Genomic DNA, 23,038 nt, shown 5'->3' on the forward strand with positions numbered 1-23,038 from the left:
CTCCCGCTCACCGGTCGGCGTGACCATTCCTGCGCCAAGTCCCTACCCGCCCCATGCCGAAATGGAGAAGTCCGATGGCCCGTCCCTCCGTGCGCGTGGACGCCGTACTGATCCAAGCCGTTATCGCTGGCGCGCTCTCCTTCGCCCACCTCCACGACCTCGCCGCCGCCGCGGGCCAGGACGGCTGGAAGGCATGGGCCTACCCGATCAGCGTTGATCTGCTCCTGGTCGCTGCCTGGCGGCGGCTACGCAAGGACGGCCCGTCCCGGCTCGCCTGGTGCTGGTTCCTGATCGCGCTCGTCGCTTCGCTCGGTGCCAACGTCGCCACCGCAGGATTCCTCGATCTCGCGCACCCTCCGGCCTGGTTGCGCTTCGGCATTGCTGGATGGCCCGCGCTCGCCTTCCTCGGCGGGACGCTCCTCGCCCACACAGAGACCTCGGTTGAGGACGGGACGCTCGTTCCGGCGGTGCCTACGGCTGATTCCTCAGCGCCGGAGCTCGTCACCGAGGAACAGGCCCCGGAGCTGGAACCAGCGCCGATTCCTGCCGCTGAGGAGTCTCCGGTCCTGCCTCCCGTCGACACATCTCCGCCCGTGCCGGCCGCGCTTGTCGACCACGCCCGGAAGGTCGCCGACGAACACCGCGCCCGTACCGGTTCAACGATCGACACCGACACGCTCCGCGCCCGCCTCGGAGTTCCGACCCAACTCGCCGCCGCGATCGCCGCTCAGCTCGCCTGACCCGAGAGGAGACCCACCATGCCCGCCCGCGACCACTTCCACTCCGTGATGCGGATCGGACCGGTGCAGATCGGTACCCACCGCGACCGGCACGGCCGCACTCAGCACGCCGCCGTGTGCACCGCCGACCGCTGCGGTTGGTCGTCCGACTTCAGCAGCCGATCCGCCGCCCAGCTCGCCGCCCGCACCCACCGCTGCAAGGTCCGATGAAGGGGACCCGCCATGGACGTACCGCTCTGGCTCGCCCTGATCGTCGTCGGCTGGCTCGGCGTGAAGCTGATCCGCCCGCCCTGGTGGCTCGTGCTCGTGCTGCTGCTCGGCGGATATCTCCTCGCCGACAGCCTCCTGACCCCTGTGATCGACACCGCCGTCAAGTAACCCCCACCGAAGGGAGAACCGCCATGCTCAGCCCGAAGATCCCCACCAACCCGTTGCCGACCGGAATCGTCACCGGAACCGCCCGGAGCGACGTCCCCGCCGTGCCCCACCAGAGCCCGGCCCCAGCCCCTACGGCTCCCGCACGCCCCACGGTTCAGCTCACGCCCGGTTCCGTCGTGGCCGTCATCGGTGGCGGCACCGCCGTGGTGCTGGTCGTCGGTGCGGTCCTGGTCTCCATGCTCCTCGCGGTCGCCGTCACCGCCGCGTCGCTCGCCATCAGCGCCCTGGTCATTCGGTCGCTCGTGGCGTCGCAGAACCATCGCTGACCGGCTTCCGGGCGGCCTCGATACCGCCAAGCATCCGCCGCCCGGAAGCCGTGCTCCTGCCCGAACCACAGATCCGGAAGGAAGCACCATCATGACCGACCGCACCGCCCGCCTCCGGGGGAGTGCACATGCCTGAATCGCAGCTCGACCGGCTCACCCTCGGTGACCTGCTGAGGGTGGCCTCGGCCCCCGAGTTCCACCGCTGGGAGGACCAGATCCGCCGCACTGGTGGCTGCTCCGACCCGATCCACCTGACCGGTTGGACCCTCACCAAGGACCAGACCACCGGCGTGACCCTTCACCACTACTCGACCGAGACCGAGCCCGGCGGACGTCTCCGCCTCGCCTGCGGCAACCGGCGCGCTTCCCGCTGCCCCTCTTGCGCCTGGACGTACGCCGGAGACACCTACCACCTGATCCGCGCGGGCCTGGCCGGAGACGACCGCCGCGATGTCCCTGCCACGGTGCGGGATCACCCCCGGGTCTTCGCCACCCTTACCGCCCCTTCCTTCGGCCCGGTCCACAACCGTCCCGAACGTGGCACTTGTCGATGCGGTAGTCGGCACTCGGCAGATGCATCCGAGCTCGGTACCGCCCTGGACCCTGAGACGTACGACTACGCCGGATCGGTCCTGTTCAACAACCACGCCGGCGACCTCTGGATGCGGTTCACCACACGCCTCCGACGGGAGATCGCGGCCCGCGCCGGACTCACGCAGGTGGAACTGAAGGAATCTGCCCGGCTCTCGTACGGCAAAGTCGCGGAGTTTCAGAGGCGTGGGGCGATCCACTTCCACACCGTGATGCGGATCGACGGACCGGACGGGCCCGGCACGCCACCTCCGTCCTGGGCCACCGTCGACCTGCTCACCGATGCGATACACGCAGCCGCTCAGCACAACTACACCTCGGTGTCCGCACCCGCCGTTGACGATCAGCACGCTCGTATCTTCCGCTGGGGCACACAACTCGACGTCCGCCCGGTTGTTGCCTTCGGCGACGGCTCCGATGTCACCGAACAGGCTGTGGCGTCCTACGTCGCGAAGTACGCCACCAAGGCGGCGGAGAACACCGGCACTCTGGACCGCCGCATCGGTGAACTCTCCGAACTCGATCGCCACGGCGTCCCTGACCACGCCCGCCGCCTCATCGCCGCGTGTCACCTTCTCGATCCGCTCTACCCCGAACGTCGGTTGTGGGCCTGGGCGCACATGCTCGGGTTCCGCGGTCACTTCTCCTCGAAGTCCCGCCGCTACTCGACCACCCTCGGCGAGCTCCGCCAGGCCCGCGCCGACTTCCGTGCCGCGCCGGAACGGCAGTCCCTCGGCCTGGAGGACGGCGTCCCGGACACGGTGCTCGTCCTGGCCGACTGGCAGTACGCCGGCCACGGTCACTCGCCCGGCGAATCCGTCCTCGCCGCGACCATTGCCCGTGGTCTCCAGCTCAACCGCGAAACCGCCCGTGCAGCCATGGCGGAGCTGGTCGACGAGGGGGAGTGGTGACCATGGCGCTCCCTCTGCCGAGTCGCTATCTGACGCCTGACGATCTGGTCGAGATGTTCGAGCTACCCAGCATCGAGACGGTCTACCAGTGGCGCCGGAAGCGGACCGGCCCCCGCGGCTTCCGTGTCGGCCGGCACCTCCGCTTCGACCCCGACGACGTACGGGCCTGGGTCGACTCCCGCCGGAGCGAGGCGGCTGCCTGATGGCCGGACACATTCAGGACCGCTGGTTCGTGACCGTGACCGGCCCTGACGGTAAGCCGCGCAAGGTGAAGTCGGATCGCTACGGAGTGGGGTCCCGCTACCGTGCGCGCTACGTCGGGCCGGACGGCACGGAGAAGTCGAAGAGCTTTCCAGACCGACAGAAGCGGCTCGCCGATCAGTGGCTGGCTCATACCGAAGCGGACATGGCGCGGGGACAGTTCATCGATCCCCGCGCGGCCCGAACCACCTTCCAGCAGTACGCGGAGGGCTGGGTGTCCACCCAAGGGGCGGACCCCAACACGCAAGCCTCGATGGAGTCGCAGCTCCGGCTGCACGCGTTCCCGCACCTCGGCACGCGTCCACTCGGTTCGTTCCAGCCGGCGCACATCCGCGACTGGGTGCAGCAGCTCCAGGCGAACGGTGTGCGTGGCTCGTACGCCCGGACGATCTACTCCAACGTTCGGGCGGCTCTCAGCGCGGCCGTGGATGACGGGCACCTTCCACGGAATCCTTGCGCTGCCCGCTCGGTACGGCCGCCGACCGTGGACACGAAGCGCGTCACGCCCTGGACGACGGAACGGCTCTTCGCGGTGCGTGCGGGCATGCCAGAGCGGTATCAGGCGATGGTCGACCTGGGAGGCGGCTGCGGCCTACGGCAGGGCGAGATCCTGGGCGTCGCGGTGGACGCGCTCGACTTCCGCTCGGACACGCTGCACGTCGTCCAGCAGCTCAAGCTGAGCCGCAGCAAGCCCGTCTTCGCCCCTCCCAAGGGCGGCAAGCTGCGAGACGTGCCGCTCCCCGGCCCGGTCGCTGAGGCACTTCGGGCCCACCTGAAGCAATTCCCGCCGGTCGAGATCACGTTGCCGTGGAAGGTCGCGGGCGGACCGCTGGTGACCAAGCAGCTCGTCTTCATGGGTCCGCGGGGTGGTCACGTCTGGCGAACCTCGCTGAACGAGGAGGCGTGGAAACCGGCCCTGGCCTCGGCTGGAGTAATCCCGACACCGGCGGCCGGCGCTCCGCACGCCGAGTCACGCGAGAACGGCATGCACGCCATGCGGCACTTCTACGCATCGGTGCTGCTGGACGCTGGGGAGAACATCAAGGCGCTTGCCGAGTACCTCGGGCACTCGGACCCTGGCCTGACGCTGCGGGTGTATGCGCACCTGATGCCGTCGAGCCAGGAGCGGACTCGAAATGCAGTCGCTGCTGCTTACTCAACGTCCACTCCGTTCTCTGTCAGCCCATAAAGCAGCGTCAAGGGACTTTTCGGCAAGCTGGTCGACGTTCCACTCATGGATGGTTCGTACCGCCCGTGGGTGGAACGTATCTGTCACGCAAGCAATTCTTTCTGTCGTGACAGAAAGCTAGCTAGGAAGCTCGCTGAAATCTCCCAGCAGAGGGCACCGAAACGTACTGGCTCCTCCCACCTGCGGGCCCACCACCTCCCACCCGGGACCACCACCCCACCTGACCCCGTCCCGCTGCTGGGATGATTCGTCCACAGCGCTGGACAGCAAGGGCAGCACCTTTCGCACGCATGCCGTTATGCATGTACAACTCGAAGGCTCCGCACGGTTTTTCTCCGTAGCGCCGCCAGCAAGCTGGGAGTTTGTCGCCGGAGCAATCTTCATGGGAAAGTCTCAGCGGCATAAGAATGCCGCCCGGCCAGGGGCGGCATTCGCCTCCGTGCCGCTTTTCAGTCATGACCTTGATCCGGTGTAACCGAAGCACAGCAGGAGAACTTCATGGTCCCACGTACGGGCATGAGCATCGACGTCCACCCACGTGATCTACCGATTGTTCTGATCGGCACGGGTGGCGGGGCACTCGCGCTGTGGGCAGACGCATCCCCTGAGATCGCCATCCCGGCGGCGCTACTGATCGTGCTCGACATCCGCGTGCGCTTCTGGCGCGGTCAAGTCTGACGGCCCACAGACGGCCCAGCGCACGAAGAAGCCCCCCACCACGCGGAGAACCCGCAGGTGGGGGGCTTCTTCAGCTCTGCTTACTTCTTCTTGCCCTGGTTCTTCACGGCCTCGATCGCGGCCTTCGCCGCGTCCGGGTCGAGGTAGGTCCCGCCCGGCTTCAGGGGGCGGAAGTCGGCGTCCAGCTCGTAGGCGAGCGGGATGCCGGTCGGGATGTTGAGGCCCGAGATGGCGTCGTCGGAGATGCCGTCCAGGTGCTTCACCAGGCCGCGCAGGCTGTTGCCGTGGGCGGCGACCAGGACGGTCTTGCCGTCGAGGAGGTCCGGGACGATGCCGTCGTACCAGTACGGCAGCATGCGGATGACGACGTCCTTGAGGCACTCCGTGCGCGGGCGCAGCTCCGGCGGGATCGTCGCGTAGCGCGGGTCGGCGCTCTGCGAGAACTCGGTGCCGTCCTCGAGGGCGGGCGGCGGGGTGTCGTACGAACGGCGCCAGAGCATGAACTGCTCCTCGCCGAACTCGGCGAGCGTCTGGGCCTTGTCCTTGCCCTGGAGGGCGCCGTAGTGGCGCTCGTTCAGCCGCCAGGAGCGGTGCACGGGGATCCAGTGGCGGTCGGCGGCTTCCAGCCCGAGCTGGGCCGTGCGGATCGCGCGCTTCTGGAGGGAGGTGTGCACGACGTCGGGGAGCAGGCCGGCGTCCTTGAGCAGCTCACCGCCGCGTACCGCCTCCTTCTCGCCCTTGTCGGTGAGGTCTACGTCCACCCAACCGGTGAACAGGTTCTTGGCGTTCCATTCGCTCTCGCCGTGGCGGAGGAGGATCAGCTTGTACGGTGCGTCGGCCATGCGTCCGAGCGTAATCGAATGCGTGCGGCCTCCGCTCGCCCGGTCACAGGGCGGACCGACGGCGGGTGGGGGACATGACGATTGACGGGGGGCGTCAATTGAGTGGCGGCCGCGGATTCCGCGTTCGGCTACTGGCTGCTGATGCGGAACCTGAGCCTCGCGGAACCGGCCCCCGCCGGTGCGGCGGCCCCCGTCGCACCGGAAGACACGGCCACCGTGCCGCCCCTGCCGGTCGCTCCGCCCCTGCCGGTCGCTCCGACCACGGCCACCGAGCGGGCCGAGTCCGAACCGGCGGTCTGACGGGGCGGGGGTCGGAGGGGCGGGCGGTCTCAGGACGAGGCCGTCCGAGGCGCGGGCCGCAACGGCACCCCCGCGGCGGACCCACGTCCGCCGCGGGGGTGCAAGCAGGTGCCCGGGCTCGCGCGGCCGCTACTCAGCCACCGCACTGGCACGGCGCGCCGGACTGGCAGCCGCACCCGCAGCCGGAGCCGCAGCCGCAGGCCCCCAGCACGGTCAGATGCACGACGTCGGTCGGCGTCTCGTGCCGGGGTTCGGTCACGGGGGTATCGGCCATGGTCCCTCCTCAGGGGTTCGGCAGGGGGACGACTCGACGTCGCACGCGCATGCGTACGACGGGTCTACGGCATGGCACGCCGCCCCCGCACCCCTTGCATGCCCAGCACGGAGGGCGCATCAACGGCGCACGAGTGCGGGAACAGAGGTACGACCGCCGTGACGGACCGCGCCCCCTACGCCCCCTCCACCGGCGCCGCGGCCTGGATCTCGTCCGCGTGCTCACCCGTGACCAGGTAGACCACTCGCTTGGCGACCGACACGGCGTGGTCGGCGAAGCGCTCGTAGTAACGGCCGAGCAGGGTGACGTCGACGGCGGTCTCGATGCCGTGCTTCCAGCGGTCGTCCATCAGGTGCTGGAACAGCGTGCGGTGCAGCAGGTCCATCTCGTCGTCGTCCTGCTCCAGCTGGAGCGCCAGGTCGACGTCCTTCGTGATGATCACCTCGGCGGCCTTCGCCATCAGCCGCTGGGCGAGCTGCCCCATCTCCAGGATGGTCGCGTGCAGGTCGTGCGGCACCGCCGACGCCGGGAAGCGCAGCCGCGCCAGCTTGGCGACGTGCTGGGCGAGGTCGCCCGAGCGCTCCAGGTCCGCGCTCATCCGCAGCGAGGTGACCACGATCCGAAGGTCGGTGGCGACCGGCTGCTGGCGGGCCAGCAGCGCGATGGCGCGGGCCTCCAGGTCGTGCTGGAGGTCGTCGACCTTCTGGTCCGCGGCGATCACGCTCTCGGCGAGCTTGAGATCGGCGTCGAGCATGGACGTCGTGGCCCGACCGATCGCCGAGCCGACGAGCCGGGCCATCTCGACCAGGCCCTCGCCGATCGAATCGAGTTCCTCGTGATAAGCGTCGCGCATGGAAGTCCCTCTCCAGATCCTGAGGCCGGGGTCTTGGGGCCGACCCCCACGCTGCCACGGTGCGGGGCGAACGCGTCGGGATCCGGCCGCCTAAGTGAACCGTCACTATCCCCTTGGTGAACTCTGGGCGACGAGTGTTCGAGATGGCACCCGGATGGCTGGGAGAGAGTCGGCGAGCCCGCATAACCTTGAGACATGGACGTGAACGCGGCGGTCGCCGCAGCTGCCGCGATCGCCGGGCTGTGTACCGGTGTGATCGCCATGCTGGCGTTCCGCTGGAGCGAACGCGAGCAGAAGCGCCCCACGCGTACGTCCCTGCGGCCCGACGGCAACGCGGCGCTTCCCCCGGGGGTCGACACGGTCCTCTCCGTGCTCAGCTCCTCCGCGGTCGTGCTCGACGAGAGTGACGGCGTGGTCAAGGCCAGCTCCGCCGCGTACGCGCTGGGCCTGGTCAGGGGCGGACGGCTGGCGGTCGAGCCGATGCTCCACATGGCCAGGGACACCCGGCGCGACGGCGAGATACGGCAGGTGGAGCTGGATCTGCCACGGCGCGGTACGGGCCGTGGCGAGGCGCTCGCCGTCTCGGCCCGGGTCGCCCCACTGGGCTCGCGCCTGGTCCTGCTGCTCGTCGAGGACCTCACGGAGGCCCGCCGCATAGAAGCGGTACGGCGCGACTTCGTCGCCAACGTCAGCCATGAGCTCAAGACCCCGGTCGGCGCGCTCTCGCTGCTCTCCGAAGCCGTCATGGACGCCTCCGACGATCCGGAGGCGGTGGAGCGGTTCGCCGGCCGCATGCAGATCGAGGCGACCCGGCTCACCAACCTCGTGCAGGAGCTCATCGACCTCTCCCGGGTGCAGAACGACGACCCGCTCGAGGACGCCGAACCCGTACGGGTGGAGGAGCTGGTCGCCGAGGCCGTGGACCGGTGCCGCCAGCAGGCCGGTTCGAAGCAGATCACCATGGCATCGGGCGGCGCCGCGGACCTCTCCGTCTGGGGGAACCGGAGCCAGCTCGCGGCCGCACTCGGCAATCTCGTGGAGAATGCCGTCAACTACAGCCCCGCCCGCACACGCGTCGGCATCGCCGCCCGGAAGCTGGCCGCGCCCGGCGGGGATCTGATCGAGATAGCCGTGACCGACCAGGGTCTCGGCATCTCCGAGAAGGACCGTGAGCGTGTCTTCGAGCGGTTCTACCGCGTCGACCCGGCCCGCTCACGGGCCACCGGTGGCACCGGTCTCGGCCTCGCCATCGTCAAGCACGTGGCCGCCTCGCACGGCGGGGAGGTCACCGTATGGAGCTCCGAGGGACAGGGCTCCACGTTCACCCTGCGACTGCCCGAGTCGGGCGTCGTACGGGGTCGTACCACCGGCGGACCTCTCGTCGTCAACGGTGCTGTTGACGACGACGGGCCCTACGAGACCGATTCCTACGCACCATTTCCCGCCCCGGAGGCTCTTCCGTGACCCGAGTGCTTGTCGTCGAGGATGAGGAATCCTTCAGCGACGCCCTGTCCTACATGCTCCGCAAGGAAGGCTTCGAGGTGGCCATCGCGGCCACCGGCCCGGACGGCCTCGACGAGTTCGAGCGCAACGGCGCCGACCTCGTACTGCTCGACCTGATGCTGCCGGGCCTGCCCGGTACGGAGGTCTGCCGGCAGCTGCGCGTCCGTTCCAACGTTCCGGTGATCATGGTCACCGCGAAGGACAGCGAGATCGACAAGGTCGTCGGCCTGGAAATAGGAGCCGACGACTACGTGACCAAGCCCTTCTCCTCGCGAGAGCTGGTGGCCCGCATCCGTGCGGTGCTGCGCCGCCGCGGCGAGCCGGAGGAGGTCACTCCGGCGGCCCTGGAAGCCGGCCCCGTCCGCATGGACGTGGACCGTCACGTCGTCACGGTCTCCGGTGGCAAGGTCGACCTCCCGCTGAAGGAGTTCGACCTGCTCGAGATGCTCCTGCGCAACGCGGGGCGGGTGCTGACGCGCATGCAGCTGATCGACCGCGTGTGGGGTGCGGACTACGTGGGCGACACGAAGACCCTGGACGTCCACGTCAAGCGGCTCCGCGCCAAGATCGAGCCCGACCCCGGGGCGCCGCGTTATCTGGTGACGGTGCGGGGCCTGGGTTACAAGTTCGAGCCGTAGACCGCGGTCCGCGGGCCGTGCGGGGGTGTCTCCGAGGGGAGGCACCCCCACACGCGGTTCAGAGGGGAGGCGGCCCACACACGGTCAGGGGGAGGCACCCCTCCGGACACACCCGGCCGGGGAGGCCTCCCCCACACGCGCTCCGGTCAGTCGGTGGCGGATGCCTCGTCCGTCGGCGTCGACGTGTCGGTCGCGGTGCCTGAGGGGCTTTCGGAGGTGCCGTCCGACGGCGCGCCCGGCGTCTCGGACGCTGCGTCCGAGGGGGTGGGCGCGGGCTTCGTGGACGGCAGCGCGTTCGGGCCGAAGTCCGTGAAGAAACCGGTCGCCGGGACGATGGCGGCGCCGAGCTGGATGTCACCCGTCTCGCTGAACGTGAAGGCGACGTTCTGGACGTTGCCGTCGGCGCCTGCCTGGCGGCCGTTCTCGATCACGGCCGAGGCGTTGCCCTTCCCACCGATGATCACCCGTCCGCCGGCCGGGACGACGAGCGGTCCCGTGCCCTTGGCGGCCTGCAGCTTCACCGCGGCGCCGGTGCCGGGCAGGGTGATCTTCTCCACCACCTCCCGCTTCGTGCCGTCGTTGAAGAGGGTGGCGGCGATGACCGCCGGGCCCTCGGCGTCCGGCTCGGGCTGGGTGATGATGTTCAGGTTCTGGATCTTGATGTTGTCGACAGCGGTGGCTGCGTTGTCCGGCCTGACCTGAAGCGTCTGCGCGTTGTTGCCCGCACCGCACGCGGTCAGCGCACCGATCGAGACGACGAGGGCAGTGGCGGCGAGAGCGCCGTGTCGAAGGCTGCGGCTCACGGCGGCGGCAACTCCTTGAACGTTTCGGACTGCGGACTTTCGGACTCTGCGGACAGGAGGCCCGAGCGGCCGTGAAGCCGCCCTAAGTGTGTGTCAGCGGGCCCAGGTTACCGAGCCGCCGTCCCGGGCCCGCACCCGACCCGCCCCTAGGGGCGTCCGACCTCTCCACCGGCGCTCCCGGTTGTGGCGCGGACGTCGTGCGGCGGCCTTCTTCGGGGCGGTGGGGATTCGCGCGGCGTTCACAAAACACGGGTGACCAGTGCGTTGACCGGGCCGATGATCGATTTCCGGGCGGTGGCCCATTTCCCCCGCATAATCGACCCCTCCTCGGACCGTTGATCAATTTCATTGGCCACCGACACTAAGGGCCGTACGGGTGATCGAGGTCCGAACGGAGTACAGAAAGTTCACCATCCAGAATCCGACAAAACGGGATGTTCCGCCCCTTCTTGAGGCCTTCCGCCGCGTGTGACGGGCGTGTTTCAGCTCGGCCGCACGCCCGCTCCGACCTGCGAATATCGCACTCCGGAAGGCTTCCGCAGCACGTTCGTGTTGCAGTTGTCAAGCCCCGAGATATGCCCTGACCTGCGAAAACGCCATTCAGGAGAAGCAGTTCTCGTGTTACTCTGGATAGCCACGGAAGGGGTACCTGTCACATGACGTTCAAGGTTGGCGACACCGTGGTCTATCCCCATCACGGGGCCGCGCTGATCGAGGCTATCGAAACTCGCCAGATCAAAGGCGTGGACAAGACCTACTTGGTGCTCAAGGTCGCCCAGGGCGACTTGACGGTTCGTGTGCCGGCGGACAATGCGGAGTTCGTCGGTGTGCGTGACGTAGTCGGGCAGGAGGGGCTGGACCGGGTCTTCGAGGTGCTGCGCGCGCCGTACGCCGAAGAGCCGACGAACTGGTCCCGACGCTACAAGGCAAACCTCGAGAAGCTCGCCTCCGGCGATGTCATCAAGGTCGCCGAAGTGGTGCGTGACCTGTGGCGTCGCGAGCGCGAGCGTGGTCTCTCCGCAGGTGAGAAGCGCATGCTCGCCAAGGCCCGCCAGATCCTGGTGAGCGAGCTCGCCCTCGCGGAGAACACGAACGAGGACAAGGCCGAGGCCCTGCTCGACGAGGTTCTCGCGTCCTGAACCGGATGACTCGGTGACCGGTATGACGCCGGCGAACTGAATCCGGTCTTATGAAAATATGCCGCGGTGCCCGCTGACCAGCCGTCCAGACGGCGAGTCGTCGGGCGCTGAGGCATGTTCGGACCCGAAAGCCCGAAAAAAGAGCCTGTCCGGCGGTCGAAACCCCCTGCGTGCCCTCGTGCCGCCCCCTCAGCTCCATCCGCCGGGCCCGTAGCGGCTCGTCCTCCCCGGGGTTCACGGAAGGGTCCCGGTCAGGTCGAGGCGTCGCGCCCGGCTCGATGTGCCCCTACCCACGTGTGCCGTGGAAACAAACCTGCCGAAGCTTCGGAGTGCAACCGATGTCATCGATGTCACCGACGCCCGCTGAAACGAGCCCCTCCCGCACCGCGGCGGTGATCCCCGCGGCGGGCCGTGGTGTCCGGCTGGGCCCGGGTACCCCGAAGGCGCTGCGCGCGCTCGGCGGTACCCCCATGCTGATCCACGCCGTACGGGCGATGGCGGCGTCCCGCGCCGTCACCCTCGTCGTCGTGGTGGCGCCCCCGGACGGCGCGCCCGAGGTCAAGAACCTCATCGCCGAACACTCCCTCCCCGAGCGCACCGACTACCTCGTCGTCCCCGGCGGGGCGACACGCCAGGAGTCCGTGCGGCGCGGCCTCGACGCCCTGCCCGATGACGTCACGGTCGTGCTCGTCCACGACGCGGCCCGCCCCCTGGTGCCCGTCGACACCGTGGACGCGGTCATCGAGGCCGTACGGGACGGGGCGCCGGCCGTGGTCCCCGCGATGCCGCTCGCCGACACGGTCAAGGAAGTCGAGCCGGGTGCGCCCGGCGAGCCCGAGCCCGTCCTCTCGACCCCGGTGAGGGCCAGGCTGCGCGCCGTCCAGACCCCACAGGGCTTCGACCGCGACACGCTCCTCCAAGCACACAAGGCCGTGGCCGTCGACGGCGAGGGGGCGACCGACGACGCCGGCATGGTGGAACGCCTCGGCGCGTCCGTCGTGGTCGTACCCGGGCACGAAGAGGCGTTCAAGGTGACCCGGCCGCTGGACCTGGTCCTGGCCGAAGCCGTTCTCGCACGCCGGAGGGCGAACGATGGGTTCTGAGTACGTGCGGCAGCAGGTTCCCGCGCCCGTGATTCCGCTTGTCGGCATCGGGACGGACATCCACGCCTTCGAGGAGGGCCGCGAGCTCTGGTGCGCCGGGCTGCTGTGGGAGGGCGAGGGTCCCGGCCTGGCCGGGCACTCCGACGCCGACGTCGTGGCGCACGCCGCCTGCAACGCGCTGTTCTCGGCCGCCGGGCTCGGTGATCTGGGGCAGCACTTCGGTACCGGGCGCCCCGAGTGGTCGGGCGCGTCCGGCGTCACCCTGCTCACCGAGGCCGCCCGGATCGTGCGCGCCGAGGGCTTCGGGATCGGCAACGTCGCCGTGCAGGTCGTCGGCCTCCGACCGAAGATCGGCAAGCGGCGCGAGGAGGCCCAGAAGGTGCTGTCCGACGCTGTGGGTGCCCCCGTGTCGCTCTCCGCCGCCACCTCCGACGGCCTCGGCTTCACCGGCCGGGGCGAGGGGATCGCGGGCATCGCGACCGCTCTGGTCTACCGCGTCCAGGACTGACGTCCGGCCCGCGGGCAGGCGCGCACCCTTCGTCCGTGCGATGAGCCGCCGGGAACCCCGGCGGCTTATTGCACATGGCTTGCACGTACGCTGGTACGGCAGGTGATGTGTGCGGGCCGAGGCAGGGATGGGCGTCAGTGGTGAGTGCGACAGCCGGGGCGACGAGGGTGCCGGACGCGTCGGCCGGTGCCGATGGATACGTCCTGCGGACCGCCACCGCGAAGGACGTCGGCGGCGCCCGGGCCGTCATGCTGGACACCGTCTACCGCGATCTGCGCTCGGGCTACGTGCCCCGCTGGCACGCCGACATCATCGACCTGGAGGGCGCGTACCTGCGCCCCTCGCGCTGCACGCTCCTGGTCGTCGTGCGCGGCGACGAGGTCGTGGCCACGGGTGCGGTGCGGGACCGGGGCCCGCAGGCGCCGCCGAACCCGCAGTGGGTCGCGGACCGTTTTCCGTCCGGCGCGACCGCCCAGCTCTGCCGGATCTACGTACGCCCCGAACACCGCAGGCAGGGCCTGGCCCGCATGCTGGTGCGGGAGCTCGGGGACTTCGCCGCGCGGGTGGGCGGTTACACGTCGCTCTATCTGCACACCGATCCGGCCGTGCCGGGCGCCGAGCCGTTCTGGCGCTCCCTCGCCCACGAGGTCTGTGACGAACGCGTACTGCCGGACGGAGGTCAGGGCATCGTCCACTTCGAGCTGCCGATGCCCGTTCCCGAAGGATTGACCGTCCCGAATATCAGATGATAATCGTTTTCATATAGGGTTTCCGTCATGCCTACGACCCGAAACCGGCGCTTCCCGCTGCCGGTCCTCGCCACTGTCGCCCTGCTGCTCCCCCTCGCCGCCTGTTCCTCGTCGAGCGGCTCCGGAGTGTCAGGCGACGCCCAGCGGCTCCGGGTCGTCATGGCCTTCCCGCCCGCCCAGGCCATGTCGCCGTACGGGGACGACGCGGTCACCCTCAGCCGTCTCGCCGTCGTCGAGGGCCTCACGACCCTGGACAGGAACGGTGCCGCCGTGCCCGCCCTCGCCGCGTCCTGGAAGCAGGACGACCCCACCACGTGGACGTTCACCCTCCGCGACGCCGTCTTCCAGGACGGCGCGAAGGTCGACGCGGACGCCGTCGTCCGCTCCCTCACCGCCGCGGGCAAGGCGTCCCCGCTGCCCCGGGTGCTGTCCGACACCCCCCTGACGGCCACGGCCACGGGCGCCGACACCGTACGGATCGTCACGAAGGCCGAGGACCCCCTGCTCCCGCAGCGGCTCGCCAACCCCTCCCTCACCATCCTGTCCGCCGGCGCGTACAAGGACGGGAAGACGAACCCCGCCGGGCACGCCACCGGACCGTTCACCCTGACCGGCGTCAAGGGCGCCGTCTCCGCGACCCTCGAGCGCAACACCGACTACTGGGGCGACAAGGCGAAGGCCCCGGGCGTCGACGTCACCTTCGCCGCGGACGGCACCGCCCGCGCCAACGCGCTGCGCACGAAGGCCGTCGACGTCGCGGAGTACGTGCCGATCGCGCAGGCGTCCCTGCTCGGCGACTCGTACGTCCACGAATTCCCGTCCGCTCGGACCAACGGCCTCTCGCTGAACACCGGCAAGGGCGTCTTCGCAGACCCCGCCATGCGCGCCGCCGCCCGTGAGGCCATCGACTCCGAGGCCCTGGTCGACGGGGTGTACGAGGGCCGGGCGGACACCGCGAAGGGGCTCCTCGGCCCCGGCATCCCGTGGGCCGCCGAGAAGCGCACCGCGCCCGCCGGCCGGACCCCCGCGGCGAGCCGCGACGAGGTGGCGAGGACGAAGGAGATCGTCCTCGCCACCTACACCAACCGGCCCGAACTCCCCGAGGTCGCCACGCTCGTCCAGCAGCAGCTCGAGAAGCGCGGTTTCACCGTCAGGCAGGTCGTCCGCGACTACGCGCAGATGGAGGCCGACGCACTCGCCGGGAAGTACGACGGGTTCATCCAGGCGCGCAACACCCTGCTGGACACCGCGGACCCCGTCTCCTACCTCGCCTCCGACTTCACCTGCGACGGCAGCTTCAACATCTCCCAGCTGTGCGACGGGAACGTCGACGCTGCCGTGGACAAGGCCGCCTCGCTGTCCGGCACCGACGCCCGCCACCGGGCCGAGATGACCGCCGAGGCCGCGGTCCTCGGTGCCGACGCGCTCGTACCGCTCGTCCACGAGCGCTTCGTCCAGGGCTACGACGACGCCCGGGTCGAAGGCGTCGCCCTCGACCCGATGGAACGCACCCTCATCACCGCCGACACCCGCGTCGGGTGACCGGGTGAAGTACCTGGCCGGACGGCTCGGCGCGCTCCTGGCCGTCGTGGCCGTCATCGGCCTGCTGCCCAGGCTGACCCGCACCGATCCGGCGCTGACCATCCTGCACGCGCGCTACGCGGACCGTCCGCCCACGCCGGCCGTGCTCGACGCGATCCGGGCGGAGACGGGACTCGACGGCGGCCCACTGCACGTCCTCGGCGCCTGGGCGGCCGGACTGCCGCGCGGTGACCTGGGGGAGTCCTGGGTCTCCGGGCAGCCGGTCGGCCCCGACGTGACCTCCGCGCTCGGCGTCTCGCTCACCCTCATGGGCGCCTCGCTCGCCGTCGCCGTCCTCCTGGCCCTCGCGCTCGTCGCGGGAACGCTCCGGCGCGGTGCCCACCGCCGGCTCGTCACCACCCGGGCGGGCGTCGGCGCCGCCGTGCTCGCCGCCCTGCCGGAGTTCCTCATCGCCGCCGTGCTGGCCACCGTCCTCGCCGTACAGCTGGGCTGGTTCCCCGCACTCGGCTGGGGCGGGCCCGAACAGCTCGTCCTGCCCGCCCTGGCCATGGGCGTCCCCGCCGGCGCCCTGCTCGGGCGGCTCCTCGACGACGCGCTGCCCGCCGCGTTCGCCGAACCCTGGTCGCGCGCCGCCACCGCCCACGGGACGCCCGCCCGGCGGATCGCCGCCCACGCAATGCGCCGCGCCCTGCCCGCACTGCTGCCCCAGCTCGGCCTCGTCGTCGTCGGGCTGACCGGCGGTGCGGTCGCCGTCGAGACGCTCTACACCATCCCCGGGCTCGGCGGCACGGCCTTGTCCGCCGCCCTGGCCCAGGACCTGCCGGTCCTCCAGGCGTGCGTGCTGCTCCTGCTCCTCCTGGGCGTCGCCGCCGGACTCGCGTCCAGGCTCGCCGCCAGGGCCCTGCTCGGCCCCGCACGGGACGACGGCGCGCTGCCCCCTCTCGTCGCGCCGAAGCTCCCGGCGCGCCGCACCGTGGCCGCCGGAGCGGTGCTGCTGGGAGCCCTCCTCGTCGCCGTCGTCCTCACCGGCCTGCTGCGTGATCCCCTGTACGCCGACGCCGCGGCGCGGCTCGGGTCACCCTCGGCGGCCCATCCGCTGGGCACCGACTCGCTGGGGCGCGACGTCCTCGCCCGCCTCGGCCACGGGGCCGCCGGAACCGTGCTCACCGCCCTCGCCGTCGGCGCCGTCACCCTGCTCCTGGGGCTGCTCGCCGGGGCCGCCCGCGCCGGGGCCCTGACCGAGACGGCCAACGCGCTGCCCGCGGTCCTGGCCGGCCTCGTCGTCGCGGGGATCGTGGGCCCCGGCACCTGGGGCGCCGCCGCGGCCGTCGCCGCCGTCGCGTGGGCCCCGCTCGCCGCCCACACCTCCGCGCTGTACGCCCAGGAACGCGCCGCCCCGCACGTCACCGCCGCCCTCGCCCTCGGCGCCGGGCCGTGGCACCTGCTGCGCCGCCACATCGGACCGGGCGTCGTGCCCCCGGTCGTACGCCACGCCGTCCTGCGCGTCCCGGCCGTCGCTCTGGCGCTGGCCTCCCTCGGCTTCCTCGGCCTGGGGACCCCGGCCCCGGCGCCGGAGTGGGGCCGCATGCTCTCGGAGAACATGCCCTACGCCGAGCGCGCCCCCTGGGCCGTCCTCGCCCCCGCCGCCGCCCTCGCCGCCCTCGGCGCGCTCGCGGTACTGAGCGCGGCGGCCGTACGCGGCCGGGGACGCCGATGAGGACGGTCACCGAGGACACCGGCGCCGACCCGGAGCTCAGGCCCTACCTCCGGCTGCTGACCGCCACCCAGTTCGCCTTCAACACCGGCTTCTACGCCGTCCTGCCCTACCTCGCCACGCACCTCGGCGACGGACTCGGCATGGCGGGATGGCTCGTGGGACTCGTGCTCGGGCTGCGCACCTTCAGCCAGCAGGGCCTCTTCGTCGTCGGCGGCGCACTCACCGACCGCTACGGCCCGCGGCCCGTCGTCCTCACCGGCTGCGTCCTGCGCATCGCCGGATTCTGCTGGCTCGCCCAGGCCGGTACCACCCCTGGCGTCATCGGCGCCGTCCTTCTCATCGGCTTCGCCGCCGCCCTCTTCTCACCCGCCGTCGAATCCGAGACCGCCAGGGCCGCCGTCGCCCACGAGACCGCGACCGGCACGCCGCGCGCCCAGGTGCTGGCCGTGTTCTCTGCCGCCGGCCAGGCCGGAGCGTTCCTCGGCCCCCTCATCGGGAGCCTGCTGCTGCTCCTGGGAGGCGACTTCCGGACCGCCTGCCTTGCAGGGGCGCTGGTCTTCGTCGGCGTACTCGCAGGGCACGCCCGCCTCATGCCCCGCCGGTCGCGCCGCGTCCGGCCCTTGGGAACGCGGTCCATACTTTCCCGGGAGGTCTTCGCCAACCGGCCCTTCCTCATCCTCTGCCTCGTGTACAGCAGTTACCTCGTCTCCTACAACCAGCTCTACCTCGCCCTGCCGCAGGAGGTGGAGCGTGCCACCGGGTCCCAGAGCGCGCTCGGCGGACTCTTCGCCCTCTCCTCCCTGCTCGTCGTCGTCGCGCAGCTGCCGCTGACCCGCTGGTCCGCGCGCCGCGTCGCGCCCCGCACCGCCCTCGTCGCCGGGCTCGCGGTCGTCGCCGCCGGATTCGTGGCCGTGCCCCTCGCGCCCGACGGACCCGCCGGGCTGCTCCCCGGCGCCGCGCTCGTCGTCCTGCTCACGCTCGGCCAGATGCTGCTGGTCCCCGCCGCCCGGGGGCTCGTGCCCGACCTCGTCGACGACGACCGGCTCGGGCTCGCCACAGGTGCCCTGTCCTCCGTGTCGGGCCTCGCCGTCCTGGTGGGCAGCGCCGCCACCGGAACCCTCCTCGGCACACCCGGACCCGTCCTGTGGGCGGTACTCGCCGCAGTCCCCCTGGCGGGGGCGGTGCTCGCCCTGACCCTGTCCGCGGGACGGCGCGCGACGGTGACCGGTGTCACCGTCACCGGTCAGTTGTGACACGTTTTCCACAGGGGGCGCCGGGCACTGGTGCGGGCCCACTACCCTTGAGGGGTGACTATTCGCCTGCATGACACCAACGCCCGGCAGATCCGTGACTTCGTCCCGCTCACCGCGGGCTGTGTCTCGATCTACCTCTGTGGCGCGACTGTCCAGGCCGCCCCGCACATCGGGCACATCAGGTCCGGACTGAACTTCGACATCATGCGCCGCTGGTTCGAATACCGCGGCTACGACGTGACGTTCATCCGGAATGTCACCGACATCGACGACAAGATCATCAAGAAGTCGGCCGATCACAACCGCCCCTGGTGGTCCATCGGCTACGAGAACGAACGCGCCTTCAACGACGGCTACGACGCCCTGGGCTGCCTCCCGCCCACGTACGAACCGCGCGCCACCGGCCACATCACCGAGATGGTCGAGATGATGCGCGGCCTCATCGAGCGCGGCCACGCCTACGAGGCCGACGGCAACGTCTACTTCGACGTCCGCTCGTACGAGGGATACCTGGAGCTCTCCAACCAGGACCTCGACGACCTGCGCCAGCCCTCCGGCGACGGCGAGACCGGCAAGCGCGACCAGCGTGACTTCGCCATGTGGAAGTCGGCCAAGCCCGGCGAGCCCAGCTGGGAGACCCCGTGGGGCCGCGGCCGTCCCGGCTGGCACCTCGAGTGCTCCGCGATGGCCCACAAGTACCTCGGCACCGCCTTCGACATCCACGGCGGCGGCATCGACCTGATCTTCCCGCACCACGAGAACGAGATCGCGCAGGCCAAGGCCTTCGGCGACGACTTCGCGAAGTACTGGGTGCACAACGGCTGGGTCACCCTGTCCGGCGAGAAGATGTCGAAGTCCCTGGGCAACTCAGTGCTGGTCAGCGAGATGGTGAAGGCGTGGCGCCCCATCGTCCTGCGCTATTACCTCGGCACCCCGCACTACCGCTCCATGATCGAGTACAGCGAGGAGGCCCTGCGCGAGGCGGAGTCCGCCTTCGCGCGGATCGAGGGCTTCGTCCAGCGTGTGGTGGAGAAGGCCGGGGGACCGGTCGAGCCCGCCGCCGAGGTGCCGCCCGTGTTCGCCGAGGCCATGGACGACGACCTCGGCGTCCCGCAGGCGCTCGCGATCGTCCACACCACCGTCCGGCAGGGCAACTCCGCCCTCGCCGCGGACGACAAGGAAGCCGCGGTCGCCCGTCTCGCCGAGGTGCGCGCGATGCTCGGAGTCCTCGGCCTGGACCCGCTCGACCCCCACTGGGCGGGCGAGAGCGACCGGGGCGAGGATCTGCACGGCGTCGTCGACACCCTCGTACGGCTCGTCCTCGACCAGCGCCAGTCGGCCCGCGAGCGCAAGGACTGGCCCGCGGCCGACGCCATCCGCGACCAGCTCAACCAGTCCGGCCTCGTCATCGAGGACAGCCCCAGCGGACCCCGGTGGACACTCGGACCGCGCTGAGCGGACCTTCGCACCATGCGTGAGCAGCGCAAATGTGCCGCCCGGCCGTCCGGGCGGCACACTTTCACTTGACGACGTTTTCTGAAGCAACGAAACAGGTAGGTCATGGCCGGGAACAGCGAGCGCAGGAACCGCCGCACGTCCAACAAGAAGGGCATGCAGGTCGGCAGCGGCGGTAACCGACGCCGTGCTCTCGAAGGCAAGGGACCGACGCCGCCCGCCTCCGCCCGCAAGGGACACAAGAAGAACAGGGTGGCGAACGCCCAGGCCAAGCAGGCCGCCGCCCGTCGCCCCGCCCCGCGCCGCGGTGGCGCCAAGGGCACGTCGGAGATGGTCGTCGGCCGTAACCCGGTCTTCGAGGCGCTGCGCGACGGCGTTCCCGCGACCACCCTCTACGTCCAGCAGTACATCGACAACGACGAGCGGGTCCGCGAGGCGCTCCAGCTCGCCGGTGAGCGCGGCAACATCCACCTCATGGAGGCCCCGCGCCCCGAGCTCGACCGGATGACGAACGGCCTGAACCACCAGGGCCTCGTTCTCCAGGTCCCGCCGTACGAGTACGCGCACCCGGAGGACCTCACCGCCGCCGCGTACGACAACAACGAGGACCCGCTGATCGTCGCCCTCGACGGCGTCACCGACCCCCGCAACCTCGGCGCGATCGTCCGCTCCGTCTCCGCCTTCGGCGGCCACGGCGTGGTCGTCCCCGAGCGCCGGGCGGCCGGCATGACGGCCGGGGCCTGGAAGTCCTCGGCCGGCACCGCGGCCCGTACGCCCGTCTCGCGCGTCACCAACCTGACCCGCGCCCTGGAGGGCTACCAGAAGGCCGGCCTCACCGTGGTCGGCCTCGCCGCCGACGGCGAGCACACCGTCGAGGACCTCGAGGCCCTGGGGGGCCCCGTCGTCATCGTCATCGGCAGTGAGGGCAAGGGGCTTGGCCGACTCGTCGGCGAGACCTGCGACTACCGGGTCCGGATCTCCATGCCGGGCGGCGCCGAATCCCTGAACGCCGGTGTCGCCGCGGGCATCGTGCTCTACGAGGTGGCGCGCCGCAGGGCGTGACGCCCGGGAGGTCGCAGGGGCCCATGACCGGGTCCCCGCGCCGCTCCGCAGGGACGTCCGCGGCGGGGTGGCCGGGCAGGTGCCCGGCAGACCCGGCACCCCGACCCCACCCGGGTCCGTCTCCGGACGCGGCGCGCCTACGCGGAATCCACTACGCCGAACTGCCGACCGGCCGGGCGGAGTACGCCATCTGTCCGCCCAGGGCGCGCGGGCGGGAACAGTCGGCCCCGTGCCATCGCACCGACGTACGGACGTGAGCACGTCCCGGCCCAGGGCTCCCGCCGCGGCGGGGACACGGCAACCGCCCCTGGGATCACAGTCTCGCGCCGCGCGCGGAGCCGCCCCGGCGGGCACACCTCCCGCGCACGCCGCGAGTCCGGCGAACGCGGACGCACCCGACGCCGAAAACTGTTGACGGGTCTCGGACACTTCGGACGAGTCAAGGCAGTGTCCTAATCACACATCACTCGGTTAGATGAGTGTGGACACCAGAACGCCTCGGTTCGACGACCAACCCGCCCTGAGCATGACGAAGGTGGACAGCGACCCCGCCCAGGTCATCGTCAGCCACGCCAGCTTCCGGGTGCAGCTCGCCCCGGGGCAGCGCACCCGTCTGCGCCCCGTGGGCTCCGCCGGACCCAGGATCCCCGCCATGAGCGGCGCGGGCGGCCGCAGGCGGGCTCCCGTCGTCTGGAGCGGCAGGTCCGCGCCGGGCGACCCCGGAGCGACCGGGCTCCTCCAGGCCGTACGCAACTCCACCGCGGGGCACCTCGACACCCGCCCCGGCGGCTACGACGGCGGGGGAGGCACCCAGGTCATCCCGCGCCTCGACGAGACACAGCCCAACCCCGTCGTTCCCGCACCCCACCGGCCCGGCGGCGGTCGGAACGGCCCGCTCCTGCCGCCCATGCGGCAGGCCGTCGGCGCGTACGACGCCATGGAGACGCAGCCCCGCGACGCGTACGACGTCACCGACGACGACGCCGAGGGCCGGAGCGGCACCTCCGCCGAGGAACGACGCCCGTCGGGCGACACCGTCCGGCACGCCTACTACCCGGGCCGCCGGATGAACCTCGGCGTCGTCCTCCTCCCGCTGCGCGTCATCCTCGGCTTCTTCTCGATCTACGCCGGTATGGGCAAGCTCTGCGACCCCGCCTACTTCGACGACGGCGACCGCGGGTCCATGGTCAAGTGGCTGACCTCGCTGCAGCCCTGGTCCGCCGCCGAGCCGTTGCGCGACGTCGCGCTGTCCCACCCCGTGGCCGCCGGGCTCACCGTCGCCTTCCTCCAGGTCGTCGTCGGCGTCCTCACCGTCCTCGGGCTGTGGCAGCGCGTCGCGGCCGCCTTCGGCGCGCTGCTCTCCGCCGCCGTCCTGGTCACGGTCAGCTGGCGCAGTGCCGCCGCGTACGACACCCCCGACATCATCCTGCTGGCCGCGTGGAGCCCCCTCGTCATCGCCGGTGCGCCCGTCTACTCGCTCGACGGGCGCCTGGCCGGGGAGGCCTGGCGCACGCTCGGCCCGCGGTCGGCGATCTGGGACCTCCGCCGCCGGGTACTGCGCCGCGGCACCGTGGTCGCCACCGTCGTCGTCGGCCTGACCCTGCTGGTCGGCTCGATGCTCGGCGGCGCCGTACGCTCCACCGAGGTCGTCACCGTGCCGGGCCCCGACAGCTACCCGACCAACCAGTTGCCCGGCTCCCCGCTCCCCGAGGAGTCCACGGGCAAGGAGGACGGGCCCTCCAGGACCCCGGACAACCGCGCCCCCGAGACCGCGCCCTCCAGCGCCCCCGGCACCCCGTCGGCGAAGGAGTCCACCCCGGGCTCCGCGGCCGGACGCGAAGCCGGACCGACGGCAGGGGCGAGCACGGGTCAGCCCAGCCAGACCCAGGGCACCGGCCAGACACCCCCGCAGGAGCCGGCCCCGCAGGAGCCCCCGACGGGCGACCCTGGTCCCAGCTCCTCCGGTTCGGACGGTTCCGGCGGCACGACCGGCGGTTCCGACGAGGGTGGTTCCACGGGCGGTTCCGACGGCGGCTCCTCCGGAGGCGCGGGCCAGAACCCCATCGGCGGCCTGCTCGGCTGACGCAGGTACCGCGACACCGCGAGGGCGGTCACCGGGCACCCGGTGACCGCCCTCGCGCACGTACGGATCTCCGCCCGGCCAGTCCCGCGCCGGGCCGGACACGGCGTGGCACAACGCCCGTGCGGTCGGCTGCGCCCGTG

Annotated in this window: 25 protein-coding genes; 21 read left to right on the forward strand and 4 right to left on the reverse strand. The window is 71.2% G+C overall.

Annotated features, from left to right (window positions below; all coding sequences use genetic code 11):
- Nucleotides 1–74: 74 nt before the first annotated feature.
- From JOC24_RS00540 to JOC24_RS00575, 8 genes are all read left to right on the forward strand, one after another.
- On the forward strand, nucleotides 75–740 hold the full coding sequence (locus JOC24_RS00540) for a DUF2637 domain-containing protein (protein ID WP_205018086.1): 666 nt from the start codon (nucleotides 75–77) through the stop codon (nucleotides 738–740).
- Nucleotides 741–758: 18 nt separating this feature from the next.
- Entirely contained in the window at nucleotides 759–950 is a 192-nt protein-coding gene (locus tag JOC24_RS00545) for a mobile element transfer protein (protein WP_014047488.1), read from the forward strand.
- A 12-nt stretch (nucleotides 951–962) separates the two neighbouring features.
- Nucleotides 963–1,118, forward strand: coding sequence for a hypothetical protein (locus JOC24_RS00550; RefSeq protein WP_106972203.1), 156 nt, complete (start codon nucleotides 963–965; stop codon nucleotides 1,116–1,118).
- A gap of 23 nt (nucleotides 1,119–1,141) precedes the next feature.
- Nucleotides 1,142–1,444, forward strand: coding sequence for a SpdD-like protein (locus tag JOC24_RS00555; RefSeq protein ID WP_205018087.1), 303 nt, complete (start codon nucleotides 1,142–1,144; stop codon nucleotides 1,442–1,444).
- A 128-nt stretch (nucleotides 1,445–1,572) separates the two neighbouring features.
- Nucleotides 1,573–2,946, forward strand: a complete 1,374-nt coding sequence (repSA, locus tag JOC24_RS00560; RefSeq protein WP_205018088.1) for a replication initiator protein RepSA — start codon at nucleotides 1,573–1,575, stop codon at nucleotides 2,944–2,946.
- A gap of 2 nt (nucleotides 2,947–2,948) precedes the next feature.
- The gene (locus tag JOC24_RS00565; protein ID WP_205018089.1) at nucleotides 2,949–3,149 is read left to right on the forward strand and encodes a helix-turn-helix transcriptional regulator; all 201 of its coding nucleotides are present in this window, start codon (nucleotides 2,949–2,951) and stop codon (nucleotides 3,147–3,149) included.
- A complete protein-coding gene (locus JOC24_RS00570) occupies nucleotides 3,149–4,396 on the forward strand; it encodes a tyrosine-type recombinase/integrase (RefSeq protein WP_205018090.1) in 1,248 nt (415 codons plus the stop codon). The genes JOC24_RS00565 and JOC24_RS00570 overlap by 1 nt, the downstream gene beginning before the upstream one ends.
- Before the next feature lie 516 nt (nucleotides 4,397–4,912).
- On the forward strand, nucleotides 4,913–5,074 hold the full coding sequence (locus JOC24_RS00575) for a hypothetical protein (protein WP_239579326.1): 162 nt from the start codon (nucleotides 4,913–4,915) through the stop codon (nucleotides 5,072–5,074).
- A gap of 80 nt (nucleotides 5,075–5,154) precedes the next feature.
- Here the strand turns inward: JOC24_RS00575 and JOC24_RS00580 are convergent, their stop codons facing one another.
- Nucleotides 5,155–5,916 carry a phosphoglyceromutase gene (locus tag JOC24_RS00580; RefSeq protein WP_014154899.1) on the reverse strand — a complete coding sequence of 254 codons (762 nt, stop codon included), beginning with the start codon at nucleotides 5,914–5,916 and terminating at the stop codon, nucleotides 5,155–5,157.
- A gap of 102 nt (nucleotides 5,917–6,018) precedes the next feature.
- Here JOC24_RS00580 and JOC24_RS00585 point away from each other — a divergent pair, with 102 nt between their 5' ends.
- Nucleotides 6,019–6,216, forward strand: coding sequence for a hypothetical protein (locus JOC24_RS00585; protein ID WP_205018092.1), 198 nt, complete (start codon nucleotides 6,019–6,021; stop codon nucleotides 6,214–6,216).
- A gap of 133 nt (nucleotides 6,217–6,349) precedes the next feature.
- On the opposite strand, the gene JOC24_RS00590 is transcribed toward JOC24_RS00585, so the two are convergent.
- Together JOC24_RS00590 and phoU are read right to left on the reverse strand one after the other, a co-directional pair.
- The gene (locus JOC24_RS00590; protein WP_205018093.1) at nucleotides 6,350–6,490 is read right to left on the reverse strand and encodes a hypothetical protein; all 141 of its coding nucleotides are present in this window, start codon (nucleotides 6,488–6,490) and stop codon (nucleotides 6,350–6,352) included.
- Nucleotides 6,491–6,665: 175 nt separating this feature from the next.
- On the reverse strand, nucleotides 6,666–7,343 hold the full coding sequence (gene phoU / locus JOC24_RS00595; protein ID WP_031093478.1) for a phosphate signaling complex protein PhoU: 678 nt from the start codon (nucleotides 7,341–7,343) through the stop codon (nucleotides 6,666–6,668).
- 195 nt (nucleotides 7,344–7,538) lie between these two features.
- On the opposite strand from phoU, the gene JOC24_RS00600 reads away from it, so the two are divergent.
- Both JOC24_RS00600 and JOC24_RS00605 read left to right on the forward strand, forming a co-directional pair.
- Nucleotides 7,539–8,807, forward strand: coding sequence for a sensor histidine kinase (locus JOC24_RS00600; protein WP_205018094.1), 1,269 nt, complete (start codon nucleotides 7,539–7,541; stop codon nucleotides 8,805–8,807).
- Nucleotides 8,804–9,484, forward strand: coding sequence for a response regulator transcription factor (locus tag JOC24_RS00605; RefSeq protein ID WP_014047499.1), 681 nt, complete (start codon nucleotides 8,804–8,806; stop codon nucleotides 9,482–9,484). The genes JOC24_RS00600 and JOC24_RS00605 overlap by 4 nt, the downstream gene beginning before the upstream one ends.
- A gap of 146 nt (nucleotides 9,485–9,630) precedes the next feature.
- Here JOC24_RS00605 and JOC24_RS00610 read toward each other — a convergent pair whose 3' ends face one another.
- A complete protein-coding gene (locus JOC24_RS00610) occupies nucleotides 9,631–10,287 on the reverse strand; it encodes a DUF461 domain-containing protein (RefSeq protein WP_205018095.1) in 657 nt (218 codons plus the stop codon).
- Between the two features lie 656 nt (nucleotides 10,288–10,943).
- Between JOC24_RS00610 and JOC24_RS00615 the strand changes: the two genes are divergently transcribed.
- From JOC24_RS00615 to JOC24_RS00660, 10 genes are all read left to right on the forward strand, one after another.
- Nucleotides 10,944–11,426: a CarD family transcriptional regulator gene (locus tag JOC24_RS00615; protein WP_006380568.1), complete on the forward strand. Its 483-nt coding sequence runs from the start codon at nucleotides 10,944–10,946 to the stop codon at nucleotides 11,424–11,426.
- A 338-nt stretch (nucleotides 11,427–11,764) separates the two neighbouring features.
- Nucleotides 11,765–12,529, forward strand: coding sequence for a 2-C-methyl-D-erythritol 4-phosphate cytidylyltransferase (gene ispD, locus JOC24_RS00620; RefSeq protein ID WP_205018096.1), 765 nt, complete (start codon nucleotides 11,765–11,767; stop codon nucleotides 12,527–12,529).
- A complete protein-coding gene (gene ispF / locus JOC24_RS00625) occupies nucleotides 12,519–13,037 on the forward strand; it encodes a 2-C-methyl-D-erythritol 2,4-cyclodiphosphate synthase (protein ID WP_205018097.1) in 519 nt (172 codons plus the stop codon). The genes ispD and ispF overlap by 11 nt, the downstream gene beginning before the upstream one ends.
- 137 nt (nucleotides 13,038–13,174) lie before the next feature.
- Nucleotides 13,175–13,786 (forward strand): GNAT family N-acetyltransferase, encoded by a 612-nt coding sequence (locus JOC24_RS00630; protein WP_205018098.1) that lies wholly within the window; start codon nucleotides 13,175–13,177, stop codon nucleotides 13,784–13,786.
- A 27-nt stretch (nucleotides 13,787–13,813) separates the two neighbouring features.
- Entirely contained in the window at nucleotides 13,814–15,328 is a 1,515-nt protein-coding gene (locus JOC24_RS00635; RefSeq protein WP_205018099.1) for an ABC transporter substrate-binding protein, read from the forward strand.
- 4 nt (nucleotides 15,329–15,332) lie between these two features.
- Nucleotides 15,333–17,045, forward strand: coding sequence for an ABC transporter permease subunit (locus tag JOC24_RS00640; protein WP_205018100.1), 1,713 nt, complete (start codon nucleotides 15,333–15,335; stop codon nucleotides 17,043–17,045).
- On the forward strand, nucleotides 17,042–18,298 hold the full coding sequence (locus JOC24_RS00645; protein WP_205018101.1) for an MFS transporter: 1,257 nt from the start codon (nucleotides 17,042–17,044) through the stop codon (nucleotides 18,296–18,298). Before JOC24_RS00640 ends, JOC24_RS00645 begins: the two co-directional genes overlap by 4 nt.
- Before the next feature lie 54 nt (nucleotides 18,299–18,352).
- Entirely contained in the window at nucleotides 18,353–19,753 is a 1,401-nt protein-coding gene (gene cysS, locus JOC24_RS00650; RefSeq protein ID WP_205018102.1) for a cysteine--tRNA ligase, read from the forward strand.
- Nucleotides 19,754–19,858: 105 nt separating this feature from the next.
- Nucleotides 19,859–20,815 carry a 23S rRNA (guanosine(2251)-2'-O)-methyltransferase RlmB gene (gene rlmB / locus JOC24_RS00655; RefSeq protein WP_205018103.1) on the forward strand — a complete coding sequence of 319 codons (957 nt, stop codon included), beginning with the start codon at nucleotides 19,859–19,861 and terminating at the stop codon, nucleotides 20,813–20,815.
- A 475-nt stretch (nucleotides 20,816–21,290) separates the two neighbouring features.
- The gene (locus JOC24_RS00660; RefSeq protein ID WP_205018104.1) at nucleotides 21,291–22,898 is read left to right on the forward strand and encodes a DoxX family membrane protein; all 1,608 of its coding nucleotides are present in this window, start codon (nucleotides 21,291–21,293) and stop codon (nucleotides 22,896–22,898) included.
- Nucleotides 22,899–23,038: the final 140 nt, after the last annotated feature.

It is taken from the genome of Streptomyces sp. HB132, assembly GCF_016909575.1.
In the GTDB taxonomy this organism is placed as follows: Bacteria; Actinomycetota; Actinomycetes; order Streptomycetales; family Streptomycetaceae; genus Streptomyces.